Annotated in this window: 19 protein-coding genes; 7 read left to right on the top strand and 12 right to left on the bottom strand. The window is 66.5% G+C overall.

What is annotated here, in order from left to right; translation table 11 throughout:
* The first annotated feature begins 110 nt into the window (after positions 1-110).
* The 4 genes from AC5RTS_RS03585 (at position 111) to AC5RTS_RS03570 (ending at position 3,594) form a co-directional block, all read left to right on the top strand.
* Positions 111-2,003 (top strand): hypothetical protein, encoded by a 1,893-nt coding sequence (locus AC5RTS_RS03585; RefSeq protein WP_493990700.1) that lies wholly within the window; start codon positions 111-113, stop codon positions 2,001-2,003.
* A gap of 113 nt (positions 2,004-2,116) precedes the next feature.
* Positions 2,117-2,536, top strand: coding sequence for a hypothetical protein (locus AC5RTS_RS03580; protein WP_493990699.1), 420 nt, complete (start codon positions 2,117-2,119; stop codon positions 2,534-2,536).
* 15 nt (positions 2,537-2,551) lie between these two features.
* Positions 2,552-3,067, top strand: coding sequence for a hypothetical protein (locus AC5RTS_RS03575; protein ID WP_493990698.1), 516 nt, complete (start codon positions 2,552-2,554; stop codon positions 3,065-3,067).
* Between the two features lie 26 nt (positions 3,068-3,093).
* On the top strand, positions 3,094-3,594 hold the full coding sequence (locus AC5RTS_RS03570) for a hypothetical protein (RefSeq protein ID WP_493990697.1): 501 nt from the start codon (positions 3,094-3,096) through the stop codon (positions 3,592-3,594).
* A 7-nt stretch (positions 3,595-3,601) separates the two neighbouring features.
* On the opposite strand, the gene AC5RTS_RS03565 is transcribed toward AC5RTS_RS03570, so the two are convergent.
* Entirely contained in the window at positions 3,602-4,870 is a 1,269-nt protein-coding gene (locus tag AC5RTS_RS03565; RefSeq protein WP_493990696.1) for an acyl-CoA dehydrogenase family protein, read from the bottom strand.
* A 102-nt stretch (positions 4,871-4,972) separates the two neighbouring features.
* On the opposite strand from AC5RTS_RS03565, the gene AC5RTS_RS03560 reads away from it, so the two are divergent.
* From AC5RTS_RS03560 to AC5RTS_RS03550, 3 genes are all read left to right on the top strand, one after another.
* The gene (locus AC5RTS_RS03560) at positions 4,973-6,157 is read left to right on the top strand and encodes a thiolase family protein (protein WP_493990695.1); all 1,185 of its coding nucleotides are present in this window, start codon (positions 4,973-4,975) and stop codon (positions 6,155-6,157) included.
* Positions 6,158-6,278: 121 nt separating this feature from the next.
* Positions 6,279-6,668 (top strand): VOC family protein, encoded by a 390-nt coding sequence (locus AC5RTS_RS03555; protein ID WP_493990694.1) that lies wholly within the window; start codon positions 6,279-6,281, stop codon positions 6,666-6,668.
* Between the two features lie 121 nt (positions 6,669-6,789).
* A complete protein-coding gene (locus tag AC5RTS_RS03550) occupies positions 6,790-7,197 on the top strand; it encodes a hypothetical protein (RefSeq protein WP_493990693.1) in 408 nt (135 codons plus the stop codon).
* 62 nt (positions 7,198-7,259) lie between these two features.
* Here the strand turns inward: AC5RTS_RS03550 and AC5RTS_RS03545 are convergent, their stop codons facing one another.
* The 11 genes from AC5RTS_RS03545 to AC5RTS_RS03495 form a co-directional block, all read right to left on the bottom strand.
* The gene (locus AC5RTS_RS03545; protein ID WP_493990692.1) at positions 7,260-8,078 is read right to left on the bottom strand and encodes an HAD family hydrolase; all 819 of its coding nucleotides are present in this window, start codon (positions 8,076-8,078) and stop codon (positions 7,260-7,262) included.
* On the bottom strand, positions 8,075-10,813 hold the full coding sequence (locus AC5RTS_RS03540) for a phosphoribosyltransferase domain-containing protein (protein WP_493990691.1): 2,739 nt from the start codon (positions 10,811-10,813) through the stop codon (positions 8,075-8,077). Before AC5RTS_RS03540 ends, AC5RTS_RS03545 begins: the two co-directional genes overlap by 4 nt.
* Positions 10,810-11,994, bottom strand: a complete 1,185-nt coding sequence (locus tag AC5RTS_RS03535) for an HpcH/HpaI aldolase/citrate lyase family protein (protein ID WP_493990690.1) — start codon at positions 11,992-11,994, stop codon at positions 10,810-10,812. The genes AC5RTS_RS03540 and AC5RTS_RS03535 overlap by 4 nt, the downstream gene beginning before the upstream one ends.
* Positions 11,995-12,000: 6 nt before the next feature.
* The gene (locus AC5RTS_RS03530; protein WP_493990689.1) at positions 12,001-12,924 is read right to left on the bottom strand and encodes a hypothetical protein; all 924 of its coding nucleotides are present in this window, start codon (positions 12,922-12,924) and stop codon (positions 12,001-12,003) included.
* A 3-nt stretch (positions 12,925-12,927) separates the two neighbouring features.
* Entirely contained in the window at positions 12,928-13,479 is a 552-nt protein-coding gene (locus AC5RTS_RS03525; RefSeq protein ID WP_493990688.1) for a TerD family protein, read from the bottom strand.
* A complete protein-coding gene (locus tag AC5RTS_RS03520; protein ID WP_493990687.1) occupies positions 13,479-14,006 on the bottom strand; it encodes a hypothetical protein in 528 nt (175 codons plus the stop codon). Before AC5RTS_RS03520 ends, AC5RTS_RS03525 begins: the two co-directional genes overlap by 1 nt.
* A gap of 38 nt (positions 14,007-14,044) precedes the next feature.
* Positions 14,045-15,238 carry a toxic anion resistance protein gene (locus tag AC5RTS_RS03515; RefSeq protein WP_493990686.1) on the bottom strand — a complete coding sequence of 398 codons (1,194 nt, stop codon included), beginning with the start codon at positions 15,236-15,238 and terminating at the stop codon, positions 14,045-14,047.
* Between the two features lie 94 nt (positions 15,239-15,332).
* Complete coding sequence (locus AC5RTS_RS03510; protein ID WP_493990685.1) at positions 15,333-15,914, bottom strand: TerD family protein; 582 nt, start codon at positions 15,912-15,914, stop codon at positions 15,333-15,335.
* A 34-nt stretch (positions 15,915-15,948) separates the two neighbouring features.
* The gene (locus AC5RTS_RS03505) at positions 15,949-16,530 is read right to left on the bottom strand and encodes a TerD family protein (protein WP_493990684.1); all 582 of its coding nucleotides are present in this window, start codon (positions 16,528-16,530) and stop codon (positions 15,949-15,951) included.
* 28 nt (positions 16,531-16,558) lie between these two features.
* Positions 16,559-17,149 carry a TerD family protein gene (locus AC5RTS_RS03500; protein ID WP_493990683.1) on the bottom strand — a complete coding sequence of 197 codons (591 nt, stop codon included), beginning with the start codon at positions 17,147-17,149 and terminating at the stop codon, positions 16,559-16,561.
* Positions 17,150-17,161: 12 nt separating this feature from the next.
* Complete coding sequence (locus AC5RTS_RS03495) at positions 17,162-18,274, bottom strand: DUF475 domain-containing protein (protein WP_493990682.1); 1,113 nt, start codon at positions 18,272-18,274, stop codon at positions 17,162-17,164.
* Positions 18,275-18,574: the final 300 nt, after the last annotated feature.

Genomic DNA, 18,574 nt, shown 5'->3' with positions numbered 1-18,574 from the left:
CACGGCGGCAGGCGTGAAGGCCCCGCGGTACCGGGTGCCCGGCGTCGGCTGTACTGTTTATCCTGCGGCTCAGAAGCGGAAGTGCTTGCCGGGGGATGGGGGATCCTGAAATGGACTTTGATGCTGGCACGGCTGACCAGCTCATAACGGCCTGCGACGAGGCCGCCGCTGCGTTGGGTGAGCAGCGCGGTCCGCGGGCCTCGGCTACGGGAGAAGCGCTGGAAGAATTCCGCGGCCCGTTCGCGGACTCGTACCGCCGGAATGCCGCAGCGCAGCTGGCAGCACGGAACATCCTGATCGGCGCGCTGGAGGATGTTGCCCGTCAGGTTCGGTTCGCGAAGACCCAGGCCGAACAGGCCCGTCAGGACCTCAAGGAAAAGCAGGCGAGGACCCTGTTCAAGCTGCTTGAGGAGGGCATGGTAGCCGCTGGCGCCGATTACCTCCGGGACCGGCTTCCGGGGTTTTCAGCTCCGGGGGAGTTGTTCGAGTCCGAGGTGCCCCGCCCCGAGGTGGCCTTCCCATCGATGGTCTTCCAGCTCCACAATTGGGCAGTCAGCGGGACGCCGGGCACGAGTTCCGCAGTGCCGGATGCCCTGAAGAAGGCAGCATCGCTGATCTTTGACCAGGAGGATGCGGCTGAACCGGTCTGCCAGGATGTTCTCCGGGCCTTGGACAGCTTCCGGAACTCGTGTTCCTGGGCGGTGATCGACGTCGGCACCTTCGGGCCGGCGGTCTCCCAATATAACCAGGATGACCGTGACGACGCAGGAAAGCTGTGGCAGATCGGGCAGGCCTTCAGCACCGCAGGGCAGGACGGTGACCTGGCCGGTTCGGTGGAGCTGTCCTCGACGGCGCTGGCCCTGGCCATTTCCCCCGGATCCGTGCGCGGGGAGGCCCTCCTGAAGTTCTTTGAAACGGCCTCGCCGGTTGACCTCGAAGTGGCGTCGAAAAATCCGGCCTGGCTCACGCACCTGCCGTCGGTGTCAGCAGAACGCATCGCCGAGTGGTGGGCCGAGCTGCAGGCCTCCGGCAACGCGGCCAACGGCTTCACGGCCCAGCAGCTGGTGCTGCTGGAATCCGCGCCGAAGGTCTTCGGGTCCCTCGACGGGGTGCCCGTACTGGCCCGCGTGCACGCCAACAGCATCGCTGCGGTCAAGGACATTGAAGTTGCCGAAGCGCAGCTGGCCCGGCGGCGGGAGATCGGCGGCGACTCCGAGGCGCGCGAGGCGATGCTGATGAAGGAGATCGACTACCTGAAAAGGGTCGAAGCCGGGCAGGTGCAGCTGTATCTGTACAACCGCGACGAGTCACGGATCATCGAAATGATCGGGACCCCGGGCCCGGACACTCAGCGCACGATCACGTATGTTCCCGGCACGTTCACGAGCATGAAGAGTTTCTATACCGGAGGAGTCCAGGACTTCGCGAACTACATGGTGGGTATGGCCCCGAATACGGTGGCATTTGTGTATAAGGACGGGCTTTTCCCCGGGGAGAATCAGGAAGAAGGCGGGGAGGACCTCCGGCGACTCCTGGAAGCCAATGATCCGCAGATGGGTTACGACGCCGGCAGACAGCTGGCCGGCTTTCAGCACGGAATGCTCACCGACCCGGCCTTGCAGGGCACCGAGCAGGTTGGCATCGGTCACAGCTGGGGCTACGTCAACCTCACCAGTTCGGAAATCCACGGGGCGGAATATGACAAGTCCCTGTCCCTGTCCGGGGCGGGGATGCACGAAGAATGGGAGCCGGACGAGGATACTAGTTATTCGAATTACGTTTACGGCACGGATGCCCTGCTCTGGGCACAAAGAAGGGGATTGGTCTGGGACGACAAGATTCCCAGCGAACATGATGCATTCACCAATCACGAGTATGCCGTCCCCAATGAGGGGACCTTCTGGCCTGACAGCACTCCGATTGATGACCATTCGCTCCCCACAACGAACAGCAAGGACAATGCGGAATTGCTGGAAGATGCGCTCCGAGAGGTAATGCAATGACCCGAGCCAGATATACCGCCGCAGCAATGATTCTGCTGCTAGGCCTCGTCGGCTGTGCAAGCAACGCGGCGGAGACGCCGACACCAGCAAGTCCTACCGAAGGGAACACATCCATGGCATCAGAGCCGACCTGGCAGGAGGCAAAGGCCCGAACACAGGCCATGGAATTGGAGATCGCCGATTCGCTTCCTTTGGACGTGGTGGCCGGGATCGAGCAAATGCCGGACGGGGTTCTGATCAAGTGCGGTGACTCTGCTGTGAACTGGCACGGCGCGACCACCGTTACTTTGAGTGAGGGAACTGAGCCGGACCCGCTCGTTCGGGAGTTGGAGGCGAAGTACCGGGACAGCCGCTTCCAGATAAAGGTGCGGGACCCCGCACCGGCAGGACATTACGAAGTTCAGCTGCGCTCTCCGGATACGGCCGAAATCTATATCATCGGCGAAGGACTTGATCCCTCCACAATTCGTATTGCCTCCGGTTCTGATTGCTTCCCTTGGCCGGAGGATGAATACATGGGCGGTAAGTTCTAGGCGGAGGGCCTTCTGGTGCGCAACGGAATGATTCTGGGGCAAGCGGCGGTCGTAGGTGTGATTCTCCTGCTTAACCTTGCAGGCTGCGCCGAGGATTCGTCCGCGTCGGCCGGAGGGGACGAGCTGACCTGGCAGGACGCTAAAGCCCGGACACAGGCCATGGAATGGGAAATCGCCGATTCGCTTCCGCAGGACGTGGTGGCCGAGGCCGAGCAAATGCCGAAGGGGGGTCTGATCGAGTGCGGTGACCCTTCCGTCAACTGGCATGGCGCGACCACCGTGACTTTGACTGAGGGGACGGAGCCGGAGCCGCTCGTTCGGGAACTGGAGGCGAAGTACCGGGACAGCCGCTTCGAGATTAAGGTGCGGGACCCAGCTCCGGCAGGACACTACGAAGTTCAACTGCGCTCGCCGGATACGGCCGAAATTTACATCATCGGGGAAGGATTTGATCCCTCCACGATCCGTATCGCTTCCGGCTCCGAGTGCTTTCCCTGGCCTGCGGACGAAACGATCCGGGGGGATTTTTGAGTTCCCGGGCTTTGAAAGGTGGAGGTGTGGCTCGGACACGGTCCGTTGCATCGCTGGTGCTGGTGCTCTGCGTCATGGGCTGCGCTGAGGATTCGTCCGCGCTGGCCGGAGGGGACGAGCTGACCTGGCAGGACGCTAAAGCCCGGACACAGGCAATGGAATTGGAGATCGCCGATTCGCTTCCGCCGGACGTGGTCGCCGCGGCCGAGCAAATGCCGGAGGGGGTTCTGATCCAGTGCGGTGACTCTGCAGTGAACTGGCACGGTGCGACCACCGTGACCTTAAGTGAGGGAACGGAGCCGGAGCCGCTCGTTCGGGAGTTGGAGGCGAAGTACCGGGACAGCCGCTTCGACATCAAGGTGCGGGACCCAGCTCCGGCAGGACACTACGAAGTCCAGTTGCGTTCTCCGGATACAGCGGAGATCTACTTCATAAAAAGGGGAGTGGAACCCGGCACGATTCGTATTGCCTCCGGTTCTGACTGCTTCCCCTGGCCTGAGGACGAATACATGGGCGGCAAGTTCTAGCGGCGGCCTACCGGAACGCGCCGATTCCGGTGATGTGCCGGCCCAGGATCAGGGTGTGGACCTCATCGGTGCCCTCATAGGTGCGGACTGATTCGAGGTTATTGGCGTGCCGCAGCGGTGAATAGTCCAGCGTGATGCCGTTGCCGCCCAGAATCGCCCGGGCGTCGCGGCAGATTGTGATGGCCTCGCGCACGTTGTTCAGCTTGCCTACGGAAATCTGGACCGGTTCCAGCGCTCCGGCGTCCTTCATCCGCCCGGTGTGAATGGCCAGCAGCACGCCCTTCTGGATCTCCAAGAGCATGTTCACTAGCTTCTCCTGCGTGATTTGGTAAGCCGCCAGGGGTTTGTCGAACTGCAGCCGCTCCAGCGAATAGGCCAGCGCCGCCTCATAGCTGTCCCGGGCCGCGCCCATGGCACCCCACAGGATCCCGTAGCGGGCCTCGTTCAGGCAGGAGAACGGTCCGCGCAGGCCCTTCGCGCCGGGCAGTACCGCCGTCTCCGGCAGCCGGACATCCTCCAGGAACACATCGCACTGGATGGAGGCACGCATGGACAGCTTCGGTTCAATCGGCACAGCCGTGAATCCGGGGGTATCCGTGGGCACCAGGAACCCGCGGATGCCGTCAGCGGTCTGCGCCCACACCACTGCAAGGTCCGCAATGGAAGCCAGCCCGATCCAGCGTTTGGCGCCGCTGAGAACCCACCCCTCGCCGTCGTGCTCCGCGAAGGTGCTCATGCTGGAAGGATCCGACCCCGCAGTGGGTTCGGTGAGTCCGAAGCAGCCGATCAGCTCGCCGGCGGCCATGCCGGGCAGATACCGGTTCTTCTGCTCCTCCGAGCCCCATTTGTGGATAGCGGTCATGGCCAGTGACCCCTGGACGGAGACGAAGGTGCGCAGCCCGGAATCCCCGGCCTCCAGTTCCATGGCAGCCAGGCCGTATTCCACGGCGGAGCGCCCCGGGCACCCGTAGCCCTCCAGATGCATGCCGAGCAGGCCCAGGCTGCCCAGCTCCCGGACAATCTCCACGGGGAACACCGCGTCCTCATACCAGTCCTTGATGTTGGGGCGGATGCGCTCATCCACGAAGGTGCGCACCTTGCCGCGCAGCGCGCGTTCCTCAGTGGTCAGCAGCGCGTCCAGCCCCAGTACGTCGGAGGCGGTTCGCAGGGCGTCCGCTGCGGCGGGGGATGCCTGCGGGGTGTCACTGCCGGCGATTGCGTTGCCGGTGGCGGCGCTGCCGGCGGTCGGAAGGCTGCCTGCTGCGGGAATGCTCATGTGCTGATCCTCCTTGGGCGCCGGACAGAGGGGTGCCGGGCCCGAAACGCGGTTACTGTCGTCTGGATCACACTACTAGCTCGGGCACAGTACGATTCGTGCATGACTGAGGCCTATCTGATCTCCGGTGTCCGCACGCCCGTGGGCCGCTACGGCGGCTCCCTGTCCGGGATCCGTCCCGATGACCTGGCCGCCCTGGTGCTCGGCGACGCCGTTGCCCGCGCCGGCGTGAACCCGGCCGATGTGGACGAGGTGATCCTGGGCTGCACCAACCAGGCCGGCGAGGACAACCGGAACGTGGCGCGGATGGCCACGCTGCTGGCGGGCTTCCCGGACACGGTGCCGGCGATGACCGTGAACCGGCTCTGCGCCTCCGGGCTCAGCGCCATCCTGATGGCCGCGCAGATGGTGAAAGCCGGGGCGGCGGACATTGTGGTGGCAGGGGGAGTGGAATCCATGTCCCGGGCGCCGTGGGTGCTGGCCAAACCGGAGAAGGCATTCGCCAAGCCGGGGGAGCTGGCGGACTCGGCGATCGGTGCACGGTTCACGAACCCGAAGTTCTACGACCTGCCCGGCACCACCTATTCGATGCCGGAAACCGCGGAGGAACTGGCCTCCCGCGAGGGGATTTCCCGGGAGGATTCGGACGCGTTTGCGCTGCGCTCGCACACCCGGGCGCTCGCCGCCGTGGACGAGGGTCGCTTCGCAGCGGAGATCGTCCCGGTGGAAACGAAGCAGGGCGTGGTGAAGACCGATGAGGGTCCCCGCCGGGAGACCAGCATTGAGGCGCTGGCGAAGCTGCGGCCCATCGTGAGGCCGGACGGCGCGGTCACGGCCGGGAACGCGAGCTCGCTGAACGACGGCGCCTCCGCCGTCGTCGTCGCCAGTGCCGCGGCGGTGCGTCGGCTGGGCCTGGACGCCCGGGCGCGGATTGTCGACGGCGCCGCGGCCGGGGTGGCGCCGGCGGTGATGGGCATCGGGCCGGTGCCGGCCACCCGGAAGGTGCTTGAACGGACCGGCTGGGCGCTCGGGGACATCGGCGCGGTGGAACTGAATGAGGCATTCGCGGCCCAGTCCCTGGCCTGCATCCGGCAGCTGGGCCTGGACGAGGGGGTGGTCAACCGCGACGGCGGCGCGATTGCGCTGGGGCATGCGCTGGGTTCCTCGGGGTCGAGGATCACGGTGACCCTGCTGAACCGGATGGAGCGTGAAGGGGCGGACCGAGGTCTGGCGACCATGTGCGTGGGGCTCGGCCAGGGCGTTTCGATGCTGCTGGAGCGGGTGTAGGTCAGTTCTAGTTCAATCGAGTCTGCAAAATTTACCGTTTTCGAGCCGGAAATCGGTAAATTTTGCAGACTCGATTCCCGGAATGCCTGGGCCGGGGCCTGCTGGCCGTAGGGTGGCCCGCATGAGTGCGATGATCTCCCACACCACGTTCGATAGCCTTGATGCCTATGCCCAGTCCGTGTTCTGGGCGAAGGTGCTGGACTTCGCCGAAGACCCTGACGATCCCAACCGGCCCGGCGACGAGGAATGCATGATCTTCGCGCCCGACGGCGGGCAGAGGCTGCTGTTCATCAACGTGCCGGACGCCAAGCAGGTCAAAAACCGGGTGCACCTGGACCTGCAGCCGGCCGAGGTGGGCGGCCGGGACCGGGAGCTGCAGCGGCTGCTGGAGCTGGGGGCCACGCAGGTGGACGACCAACGCCGCCCCGACGGGACCGGCTGGGTGGTCCTGGCCGATCCGGAGGGCAATGAATTCTGCATCCTCCGCAGCGAGGCCGAACGCACCGCCTGATCCCGCTACCCAGGCGCGGATGTCAGGGGTAGGCTGACCCGGGATCGGTGCAGGGAGAGCGGGGATGCGGTTCATCCCGGGGAAGGGGGCGGCATTGGCGTTGTTTAGGACGGACCCGGTCGTGGCGAAGAAGGAACACTGGACGTCGCCGCAGCCGCCGCATGTAGTCCTGCAGGCGCTGACCGAGGCCTTCTCACACCACGGTGAAAAGCTGCGGCACGTCGGGCCCCGGCTGGAAGTGAGCCTCGGCTCGCGCTGGAAGTTTACCCATTTGGGTCCCTGGTTTGCCCAGGGGCGGGCCAATATCCCGCTGGTACTGGTTTTCGTCACCAAGCCCTCCGGCTATGGGACGGCCATCACCGCGCACGCCTTCGATACGTTGGGTTTCCGGCTGGGCGACGGATCAGTCTTCGGCGTCCCGGAGGCACTCGCGTGGCGGGTGGAGGAATTCCTCACCTATGCGGCCGGCGTGGTGGGTGTCCACCGCCCGATGACCCGGCCGGCGCCTTCTTCTCCGCCCCCGGTCTAGCTCTACTCTCGGTCTGGCCCGCGAAACCGTTTAGCCCGCGACGCCGCCGCGGGCGAAACCGTTTAGCCCGCGACGCCGCCGCGCACCGAATCCAGTACCCGGCGCAGAATCTCTTCCCCGGCAAGAATCCCGCGGGACTCAGTGACCTGCAGGTGCGGATCCAGCCAGCCGGCGTCGTCGAGCTCCCCGTGCGCGGGACGGAGCGCCAGATCGGCAGCCTCCAGCATCGGCCGGTCCAGCAGCGAATCCCCGGCGGCGATGATGCGTTCGGATCCGGTGCGCCGGGCGACCTCGGCTACGGCGTCCTGCTTGGTCACCGGGACCGGCACGCAGTAGAGCTTGCGGCCCTGCAGCGACACGGTCCAGCCGCGCTCCGCGCACCAGGCCTCCAGCTCCAGCAGGAAGTCCCCGGGCAGGGCTGCCCGGTCCACGACGGCATAGGCGAACAGGTCCTCGGCGGTGCGCAGCTTCAGCGTCCAGGCCGCGAATTCCGGCCGGGCCAGATGCGCGGAAATCTCCGCCAGCGGTGCGCAGCCGCCGGCCACCAGGGAGCGGACCTTCTGCTGCCAGTCGGCATCCGGAACCCCGTGGTGCAGCAGCACCCCGCCGTTGGTGGTGACCGCGTACTCGGGTGCCGGGCCGGGCAGCTGGATCCGCCGGTACTGCGCCACCGTGCGGGTGGTGACGGGCATAAACACGCACTCCCGGGCGACGGTGACCAGCAGGTCTTCGGCGGCGCGGGTGATGAAGGAGAGCGGCTTGCCCTCATAGACCTCGGCGACAACCATGGCCGGCGCGGCGGTGTCCTCCGTGTCGAGGAACAGTGCGTTGGCGGAATAGATCAGCGTCCGGTCCAGGTCCGAGGCGAAGAGGGTCCTCATGCGCCGGCCTCCGGCACGCCGCCGGACACCCCGGTCGGGACCGCACCAGCTCCAGACACGCCGGCACCAACCACTGCCTTGCCGTCCGCGCCCACGGCGCCGGCGGTGAACCGGGGATGGATCAGTCCCACGCAGCTGAACGGCAGGTCCGGCACCTCCTCCACCGGTACGCCGCGCTGCTCGGCCAGCAGCAGCACGTGCGCCACCTCGGAACGGGCGTCCGGATGCACCAGCACCTTCCACGGCACCCGGCGCAGCAGCACCCGCGTGGTTTCGCCGACGCCGGGCTTCACCAGGTTCACGTTATGGATGCCGTACTCCTCGCTGAGCCGTTCCACCGCCTGCCAGCCCACCCAGGTGGGGGTCCGGTCCGCGGCGGCCAGCGATGCTGCAGCGGCAACGGCCTCGGAGCGCACGGCGTCGAAGTGCGCCGAAACGGCGGCCAGGAATTCCCGCGACACGTCCGCGGAGGCCAGATGGGCGTAGAACTTCGCGCCGTGGAAATCCTCCGGGCCGATCAGGTCCTTGTTGAACACGGTGCGGGAGACCAGCCCGGAGACGGTGGAGTTCAGGCAGGCCGAGGGAATCAGGTAATCCTCCCGGGTGCCGAACAGCTCCACTGAGTGCCCCGGATCCGCCAGCACCGCCAGCTGCGCGGAGAACCGGACGCCGTCGGTCTGCTCGAACTTATCCAGCGCGGCAGTCAGCTCACGCGTGATGGCGCCCTTGCCGGTCCAGCCGTCCACAAACAGGATCCGTGCCGGGTCATACCGGGCGGACAGATAGCGCAGCGCGGTTTCATCCATGCCCACCCCGCGCACAATGCTCATGGTGTAGTGCGGCAGGTCCAGGCCGTGCATCTGCTGCGCCCAGCGGCGCATGAGGATGCCGATGGGGGTACCGGCCCGGGCCAGGGACACCAGCACCGGTTCATTGTTCCGGGCGGCCAGCGCCATCTCGGTCACGGTGCCGACGGCGGCGGCGACCCGCGGTGCCGAGCGGACCAGCGCCTCCGCGTACAGGTCCTGGTACTGGGCCGAGGGCAGGTACTCCATGGGCAGCGACTCGGCGTAGTTCGCGCCGCCGGACTGGATGGCGGCCTCCCGCTCGGCGGTGGGCGCCTCCAGCTGCGCGTCGCGCAGGTCCTTGAGCAGCCAGGTCACGTCACCGGCGTCGTAGGACCCGAACTCCGGCCCGGTCAGCGGCACGGCGGGCGCGGCCGGTACCGGTCCCGCGGTCCAGTCACCGGGTCCGGGTACATCCGCGGGTGAAAGCACGACGACGACGGCGCCGGCCACTGCGCGCAGCGCCTCCGTCACGCTTCTCTCGCCGGTGATGGAGGCCAGGTCGGTGCCGGGCTCGGGCATCAGCACAATGCTGCCGAAGCCTTCCCCGCCCCGGCGGGCGCCCACGTTGTAGGCGTGCCGGGGGCCCGGTCCGTCCTCGGTGATGTCGTGGCTTGCGAAGTCCACCACGTTGGCTATGGCGTAGTCCGGCCGGTCGATCGGCACGATGGGGGAGCGGGTGGTGGTGGAGAACCGCACCGGCCCGCCCGGGGTGGTTTCGGCCAGGGCGTTGGCCACGGTGAGCGGCACGTGGATGAATTCCTCGCAGCCCAGCACCAGCACCGGCGCAGTGGATTCGGGCAGCTTCGCCCGGATGGACGCGGCGACGGCGGCCAGGTCTGCCCCGGATACCGCGCCGGGCAACGCCTCGGGCAGGGCGGCCTGGTACTGGCAGGACATGCCGGCCTGGTTGCCGAACCGGTCGCTTCGCAGCGGCCGTCGGCCCTCGGCGGACAGGTCAAGGACGGTCAGTGATCCCGGAGCGGAGGGTGCTGCAGGTGCTGCGGGCTCGGGGGACGGCAGCTCGTCGATGATCTGGCGGGCGCGGTTCAGGATGTCTGGGCCAAGATCGATGCTGCCGGTGCCCAGGGCCACCACGCGGATCTCGCAGTCCAGCGCGATGGCCAGTTCCTCGAACCGGGCCCGGTCCGCGGCAGAACGCAGGTCGATCAGCGTGGCGACCACATAGAGCGGATGCGGGGCGGCAGCGTGCAGTTCGGCGATGGTGTTGATGACGGTGGCGCCGGTGCTGAGTTCATCATCCACCAGGACCACGGGGGCGCTGCTGTTAAGCAGCGCCGGGTCGGTGGGCAGCAGCCGGTGCGAGGTGGCGTGCGAGTGGGCCTCTTCGAACGCACCGTAGGCCACCGCACCCTCCGGGGCGTGCCGGGTGGAGTGGATGTAGTAGGAGCCCAGGGTGTCCGCGACCAAGCGGCCCAGCCCGGTAGCAGTTTCCGCATAACCGATGGTGACGGCACCGGGGTGGCTGACGGGCAGTTCCCAGAGCTGTTCGCGGGCCTCCAGCAGCCGGGCGCGCGGTGACCGGACCGTACCCGGGCGCGCGTCGTCGTCGGACCCGGACACCGGAGCGCCGCGCAGCTCCGCCAGCAGTGCGGCAGCGACGGAGCGGAGCACCCCGGTGTCCACCGTGCTGCCCAGCGCCGCCCCGGCCAGGGTGCCGAGCAGTTCGCCGGAGGCAAGCACCAGGGCCGGTTCGGTGGGGACGTGCTTGGCCAGCACACGGGAGACCAGCAGATGCGCCCGGCGCGGGTTGCGGCGCAGCGCCAGGCCCACCAGGTCTTCCACCGGCAGCAGCGCGGAGGGGTCGGAGGTGATCCGTACGCCCAGGGCCTCGTGGACAAAACCGCCGGTCCAGGGGTGCTGGCTCAATTCATGCTCGCTTCCAGAAGATCTACGTACGTGGTGTCGGGTGCGGCGACGCCGAAGGCGGCGGCCCGGACGAGGGTGGAAGCAGCCCACGCCTGATGCGGTTTCATTTCATTCATCTTGTTCCGGTAGGGCGATGCCGCGGCCCCGCCGCCGGACTCGCCGGAAATGTGCAGCGCATCCAGGTACGCCTCGTGGCTGATGACGGACATGGCGTGGACCAGCGGCACATGGGAGGGGTGGATCACGGTTTTGCCCAGCAGGCCGTTGGCCAGGTCCAGTTCGATTTCGCGGATCAGCCCGTCCAGGTTCGCCGTGAGCAGCCGCTGCCGCAGCTGCAGTTCGTCCGCTTCGGCAAAGGGGGTGGAGCGCAGCTGGGGCCGGAGCAGGCGTTCGCCGGAACTGTAGTGTTCCCAGACCGGGCCGCTGATCACGAACCCGTCGGGACGGCCCAGCACATTCACGATGTCGCCGATGACGGCGGAAACCACCTTCACGTCATAGATGGTCAGGTCACGGGAGCGGCGCAGGCCGTAGGCGCTGGACATGTCCGTGGCACCGATCCGGACCGAGAGGATGTCCGGCCGGTTCGCCTGCAGTACCTGGGAGATCCCGGACAGGGTCTCCGTGCGGGTCTCGGCGTGGATCATCAGCGGCGATTCCAGGATCGGCATGATCCGCAGGGGACGGGCGGCCGGGTCACCGGACCGGCGGGCGGCATTGACGCCGTGCAGGGCATCGAGGAAACGCTGCGCCGTCCCGCTGGTGTTTTCGAACTTGGGGATGACGAACCCGGTGAGGACAGAGAGGCTGTCGCCGCAGCGGTCAGCGAGGCTGAGCAGCTGCTCCGGGCTGCGGACACGGACAAACAGCATCAGCCCTGCCGGGTTGCCCGCGCCGGTTTCGGCGTGCAGCTGGCCCAGCGCGGCGACGACGTTCGCTTCCGCCGCCGGGACGTCGGCGTCGGCAATGGAATCCTCCAGGCACAGGACCATGCTCAGCGCCCCGCGGGCACCCTGCTTGCGGACGTCCTTGACCAGGTCGGCCCGGGTGGCGGGGCAGTACAGGGTGGCACCGAGCGCGGTGGCGAGCAGTCCGGGGTCGGAGGAGAGGCTCAGCTCCTGTGGCGGGAGGTGGAACAGCCGGCCGGTTTCGGCGTCGCTGAGGTAGGCGAAGTGGCGCACCGGGTCTCAGTTTCCCCGGAAGGGGAACTCCGAGGACATGGAGAATCCGAAGGCTTCCCAGATGGCCTTGAGCTCCATCCCGTACGGAATCACCTCCGCCCGCAGCTCCAGCACGGTACCGATGCGCAGCACCGAGAGAACGTAGAAACTGCGCTCGCCGGCCTTGGCCGGAACCGTCAGCGACCTGCCGTTGTAGATCCCCACGCTCAGCGGCTGCTTCGGCTTCGGGAAGAACAGGGCCCGGCGCAGCATTGAGGCCCGGCGCAGCGGGATGAGGGCCAGTTCCTCCTCGTAGCCGACCAGCGGCCGGTTGCCGGGGGTGTCCACGATGACGCCGGAGAGGTTCTCCCGGCGCAGTTCCCCGGAGGACACCGACCCGGTGCGGAAGTCCGCTGCTTCCCACACCGCGCGCATGGAGCCGGCGACGGCGAGGGTGCCCACCGCCGATTCCATCGGGGTCAGGCGGACCACGGGGTTCTGCTTGTCCAGGGTGCGGACTTCATGCATCCCCGGCGCCGGGAACAGCTTGGTGTGCAGCGGTGCCGGGCGCTGCGGGGCAGGGGAGGCTGCGCTGCCCTGCCCGTTGGCCAGACCGCTGCCGGGCCGGCCGGGCACACTGGCTGCCGGGGCGGGCTCGGCGGAGTTTCCGAGTGAGAGCGACGTGGTCACCGGTGGCGGGCCCGCCGCCGGCCGGGACGGTGAGGAGAGTGTGAGCGAACCGGGCGGGGGTGTTGCCGGCGTCGTGTGCGGCGGTGAGGCGGGCGCAGCGGCGGACGGCGGGGGAGTGCCGGGCCGGGCCGGCGCCGGGGCTGCGGGTGCCGGAGCCGTTGCCGGGGCGGCCGGTTGTGCCGGTGCGGCAGGGCGCGGTTTGACCCGGCGGCTCAGGAACGGGAGGTCGGTACGGGGAACCGACGATCGGTTGACGGCCATCGCCTAGAGGTCGAATCCGAAGTCGGCGGCCAGTCCGCGCAGGCCCGTGGTGTAACCCTGGCCGAGGGCACGGAATTTCCAGTCCTCACGGTGCCGGTAGAGCTCGCCGAACATCATGGCGGTGATGGTGTCCCGGTTGGCGGCGGGCAGGTCGAACCGGACCAGTTCGCTGCCGTTGGGCCGGGCCACACGGATGTGGGCGCTGCGGACGGCGGCGAAGTTGCCCGGTCCGCGCATTTCCGGATCCGCGTAAACGGCAAACACAATCTTGGCCACCTGGGCGGGCACGCGGGAGAGGTCGACGTCGATCTGCTCGTCATCCTCCTCGCCGAGGAACTGCACGGAGGCTTCCGGGCTGGCGATCTGGTTGAAGAACACCAGGTGGTCATCGGAGAGGACCCGGCCGTCGGGGCCGCACAGCAGGGTGAGGGGGACCAGTTCGGACTGTGGTCCGCGGCTGGGAATCACGTCCCAGCCCATGCCCACCAGGATGGAGGTCAGGCCGGGGTTCTCCGCGGTCAGTGCGGCGTTGGCGCCGGCTACCAGGGTGCCCATCAGTGCTCTCCGAAGGTCAGGGAGGAGGGGGAGAACTTGTCGTCCAGGAACCGTCCGTGCGTGGACAGTTCAGCGATGGCACCGGTGCGGACCTGGTTTTCCAGGTCCCGGGCGATGCCCTCGAGGATGGTCAGTTGTTCAACGAGCAATGCAGTGGCCTCGGAATCGTCGGTCCGCTCCCGTTCGTTCAGGGCCACATAGGCCCGCAGGGGAGTGGGGAGGTAGCTGGTAATGATGGAGTTCAGCAGCACCCGCTGCTCGGTGGAGGCCCCGTTGCTGCCGATGTATTCCACCAGCGGCGCCAGGATGTCATCGATCTGGCGTACCTGGGAGGAGATCAGGGTGGGCATGGCAGCTCCGGCGCGGCGGACGGCGGTACGCAGGTTCACCAGGGACCGCGCGGTCTCCCGGTGCTCGGCGTCGGGGCCCGAGGGTGCCGGGGCAGCCGAGGGCTGCCCTTGGCCCTGCAACGGACCCGATTCGGGCGAGTTGCCGAAGAGTGAACCGATGAACCTGCCGATTACCACGTGAATGTCCTTTGCGTCGGAGCTGCCGTGCCCGGCACCTAGCGGGACTCGCTCTGGCGGGAGCGCTCCAGGTAGGGCTTTGCCTGGGTGATGGTGGACTCCAGCGACTTCACGGTGCCTTCCATGTTCCGGGCAGCCTCGGAGCGGAAGGTGTCAATGGCGTCCATGGTCTGGAACACGTTGTCGAACGCACGCTGCAGGGTTTCAACACTCACGCCCGAGCTGGAAGCCTGCTGGTGGATCCGAGCTGTCTGGTCCTTAAGCATCTCGCTGGTGCTCAGGATCATGTTGTTCGTAGTGGTGTTCACCGCGTCAATCTGGTCCAGGACCATCTTCTGGTTGGCCAGGGCCTGGGCCACGATGACGGCGGTGCGCAGCGCTGAAATGGTGGTGGTCCGGGCGCGTTCCACGCCCTTGATCAGTTCCACGTTGTTCTTGCGGATCAGATCCATGGCCAGGTAGCCCTGCACGGAGACGGCGAGCTGGGTGAGGATGTCCTGGCGGCGCTGGCGGATCGGGAACAGTACGTCCGCCTCCAGGGCGTTGGCCTGTTCAATCTGGCCGGAGTTCTTGAGCTTGTCCACCTTCTCCACGCAGGCGGCGTCCAGGGACTCGGCCAGCACGGAGTATTCGCTCAGGGTCTGCATGGTCTTCCAGAGCTCGACCTTTTCCCCGGCGAGGGAAGCGTTGTCCTTGAGCAGTTCATCCTGGCCGGCCATCAGGGACTTGATGATGTGGTCCAGCTGTACCTGTGCGGACTCGTACTTCTGGAAGTACTTGGCCAGCTTGTTGCCGCCCGGAATCAGGCCCAGGATCTTGCGTCCGGTGCCCAGGTTCGCCTGGTTCGGGGTCAGGTCCTCCACCGTGCTGCGCAGGTCGCCCAGCGTGGACGCGACTTTCTTCTGGGCGTCGTTGCCGGACTTCTTCGAGCCCGCCACCGAGGTGGAGGAACGGTCCAGCAGACGGGAGGAGTAGCCGGCGGAGGCCACCATTTCCTGTCCGGCCAGCTTGTTGATGGAATCCACCTGCGCCGTGAACTCCGGGCTCCGTGCGTCCAGCTTCGAGACTTCCTCCATAAAGGAGCGTGCCTGGGCGGCGATCTCTGCACGGCGTTCCTCCGGCACCGGGACCATTCCCGGGGCGTCGGCCGGAGCAACCGGGGCGGGCGGTTCGGGAGCCTGAAGCACCAGCGAGGCTTCGGAGGCGTCCGGAGGAGTCAACGGTGAGGTCATGATTTCGCCTTTTCGTAGGTGAACTGCGGTATGGGAGCGGGGAGTGTTCCGGCCCGCGGAACACTCCCCGCAGGGTGTTGCTAAGAAGGCGAGCCTAGCCCAGCTGCACGCCGAAGTCGGTCACAATGCCGGCCAGCCCGCTGGCGTAGCCCTGGCCAACGGCCTTGAACTTCCATTCGCCGTTGTTGCGGTAGACCTCGGCGAAGATCATGGAGGTCTCGGGGGCAGCGTCCTCGCTGAGGTCGAACCGGACAATCTCGCTGTCGCTGTCCTGGTTGACCACACGGCAGTAGGCGCCGCGGACCTGGCCGAAGTTCTGGTTGCGGACATCGGCCTGGTCAATGGAAACCACAATAACCACGCGCTCGACGTCGGCGGCCATGGCGCTCAGATCGATGAGGATCTGCTCGTCGTCGCCGGCACCCTCGCCCGAGCGGTTGTCACCCAGGTGAGTGACGGAACCGTCCTTGGCGGCGGGCTGGTTGTAGAAGATGAAGTCGTCGGAGGAACGGACCTTGCCGTTTGCTCCGATCATCAGTGCCGAGGCATCCAGGTCGAAAGGTTCGCCCGTGGTGGTGCGGGGGTCCCAGCCAAGGCCCACGAGGGCCTTCTGCAGTCCGGGATCGGATTTGGTGAGGGAAAGGTTGTTGCCCTTGGAAAGGGACAGACCTGCCATGGTGTTCAGCTCCTTGTAACGAGGTTGGGGGAAATTAGTCGAGGACGACGCCGAAGTCGGTGGCGATGCCGTACAGGCCCGAGGCATAGCCCTGGCCGATGGCACGGAATTTCCATTCACCGCGGTTGCGGTAGACCTCGGCGAAGATCATGGAGGTTTCCGCCGCAGCATCTTCGCTGAGGTCGTACCGCACCACCTCGGTGTCGGTGTCCTGGTTGACTACGCGGCAGTACGCATCGCGCACCTGCCCGAAGTTCTGGTGCCGGACATCGGCCTGGTCAATGGAAACCACAATGACCACGCGGTCAACGTCGGCGGGCAGGAGGCTGAAGTCAATCAGGATCTGCTCGTCGTCGCCGTCGCCCTGGCCGGTGCGGTTGTCGCCCTGGTGGACCACCGAGTTGTCCTTGGCGGCCAGCTGGTTGTAGAAGATGAAGTCGTCCTGGGAACGCACCTTGCCGTCGGAGCCCAGCAGCAGTGCCGAGGCGTCCAGGTCAAACGGGTCCCCGCTGGTGGTCCGCGGGTCCCAGCCCAAGCCCACCAGGGCCCGTTCCAACCCGGGATCGGCTTTGGTCAGGGATAGGTTGTTGCCTTTGGTCAGTGTCAGGCTGGACAAGGTGCGCTCCTTCTGAACGACGTTCGGTTTAGAGTGTGCGGGCGGCCGTGGGGATCAGGTCCATGACGGTGCGGCCCTGGGCACGCTCGCCGAGGGCCTTGAAGCTCCAGCCGGATCCTTCGCGGGCCACCTTGGCCATGATCATGGCGGTGTGGTTGCCCGAGTCGGTCAGCTGGTACCGGGCGATTTCCGGGCTGCCGGGGGTGGAATCGTCAACCAGCCGGCAGAAGGCGTTCTCCACCTGGTCGAAGGTCTGGCGGCTGTAGCTGGAGATGACGAAGACAATCTGCTGCACGGCGGGGGAGACGGCTTCGAGATTGACCAGGATGACTTCGTCGTCGCCCTCGCCGGCACCGGTCAGATTGTCGCCGGTGTGCTTGGAGGAGCCGTCCTTGCTGGCCAGCTGCCCGTACCAGACCTGGTCCAGGGCGTTGCCGTTGGCATCAAAGAAGATGGCCGAGGCATCCAGGTCCACTTCAGCGGCCTTCTTCGTGCCGAAGAGTCCGCGCTTGACCGGGGCGGCGGAATCCCAGCCCAGTCCCAGGCGCGTCTTGCTGAGAGCGCCGCCGTCCTTCTTCGTCAGCGACAGCGACTGACCTTTTTGCAGGCTCAGGCCCATGATTCTCCCTTGTTAGTTCGAGTAGACAGGTTTGGTAGCGGCGCCGGAGGACGCGGCGCGCTTGTTGCGCACGATCGAGGAGATCAGTGACGCCAGGATAAAGACGACGCCGATCAGGCCGGTGATGACCTCGTTGATCTCCAGCTCAATGGTCAGCAGCAGGATGGCCGCGAGGGCGCCAATGGCCCAGTGCGCGCCATGGTCCAAGTAAACGAATTCATCCAGGGTGCCCTGGCGGACCAGGAAAACGGTCAGCGAGCGGACGAAGATAGCCCCGATCAGGCCCAGTCCCAGGGCAATGATTATCGGGTCGGACGTGATGGCGAAGGCACCGATGACGCCGTCGAAGGAGAAGGACGCGTCGATCATTTCCAGGTAGAGGAAGAGCATAAAAGCTGCCTTGCCGGTGGCCTTGACCAGCTCGCCGTTGCCGGACTTCTTCTCCACCCGCTCGATGGCGTCTTCGTCATCAAAGTCGCCGTCGCCGTCGACGTCGAACAGGTTGCCCAGGCCGGTGACCAGCAGGTAGGTGATGAGGCCCGCGGAACCGGCCACGAAGATGTCGGTGGTGTGTTCGGCGTCGGCCAGACTGGCCGCGGCCAGCAGGACCCCCAGGCCCACGATCAGGGACGCGCCGCTGAGCTTGCCGATTTTCGCCAGCGGGGCCTCGATCCAGCGCAGCCAGCGGATGTCCCGGTCCTCGAACATAAAGTCCAGGAAGATCATCAGCAGGAACATGCCGCCGAAGGCAGCGATCTGCGGGTGGGCCTCGTGCAGCAGATACCCGTAGGTGCCCGGCTGGTCCGGGTCGCCTTTCTCCAGCGCCAGCCGCAGTGCCTCGATGGGGTTCATGCTGGCCGTAACGCCCACAATGACCAGCGGGAACACAATGCGCATGCCCACCACGGCAATCAAAATGCCCACGGTGAGGAACATTTTCTGCCAGAACGGGCTCATTTTTTCGAGGATGCGGGCGTTAACCACCGCGTTGTCGAAGCTGAGGCTGATTTCCAGAACGCCAAGAATGGCACAGAGGATGAGTGCCTCTATCCCCCCGTAGAAGAACGCTGTGACCAGCGCGGCGGCCGTGATGGCGAACGACCAGCCGAAAGTCTTGAAAAACACTCTGCCTTGCAGCTCCTTCAGTTCCTGCACGCAGCCGGCGGCCGGATAAGGCAAAAACTTTGATAGAGGATTGCTCGATCCAAGAACGAATAGGCTTCAGTATGTCGCACGCCGGACACCGCGGGCAACTATCTCCAGCCGCTGCCGCGCGGAATCCTAGCCCCAGGCGGGGCGCCGGGCCAGACCGTGGCCCGGTTCCGGGGCCGTGGGGCTGCGTCTTTCCTCCAGTGGCAGCCGTGTGGTCCGGATCCGCGGTGCAGGCGCAACGGTTTGGGCTGCGGCGCCGGGGTCTGTAAGGAT

The organism is Arthrobacter sp. MDT1-49-2 (genome assembly GCF_059090185.1).
The sequence above is the reverse complement of the archived record's forward strand: the minus strand, read 5'-3'. Positions and strand labels throughout refer to the sequence as shown.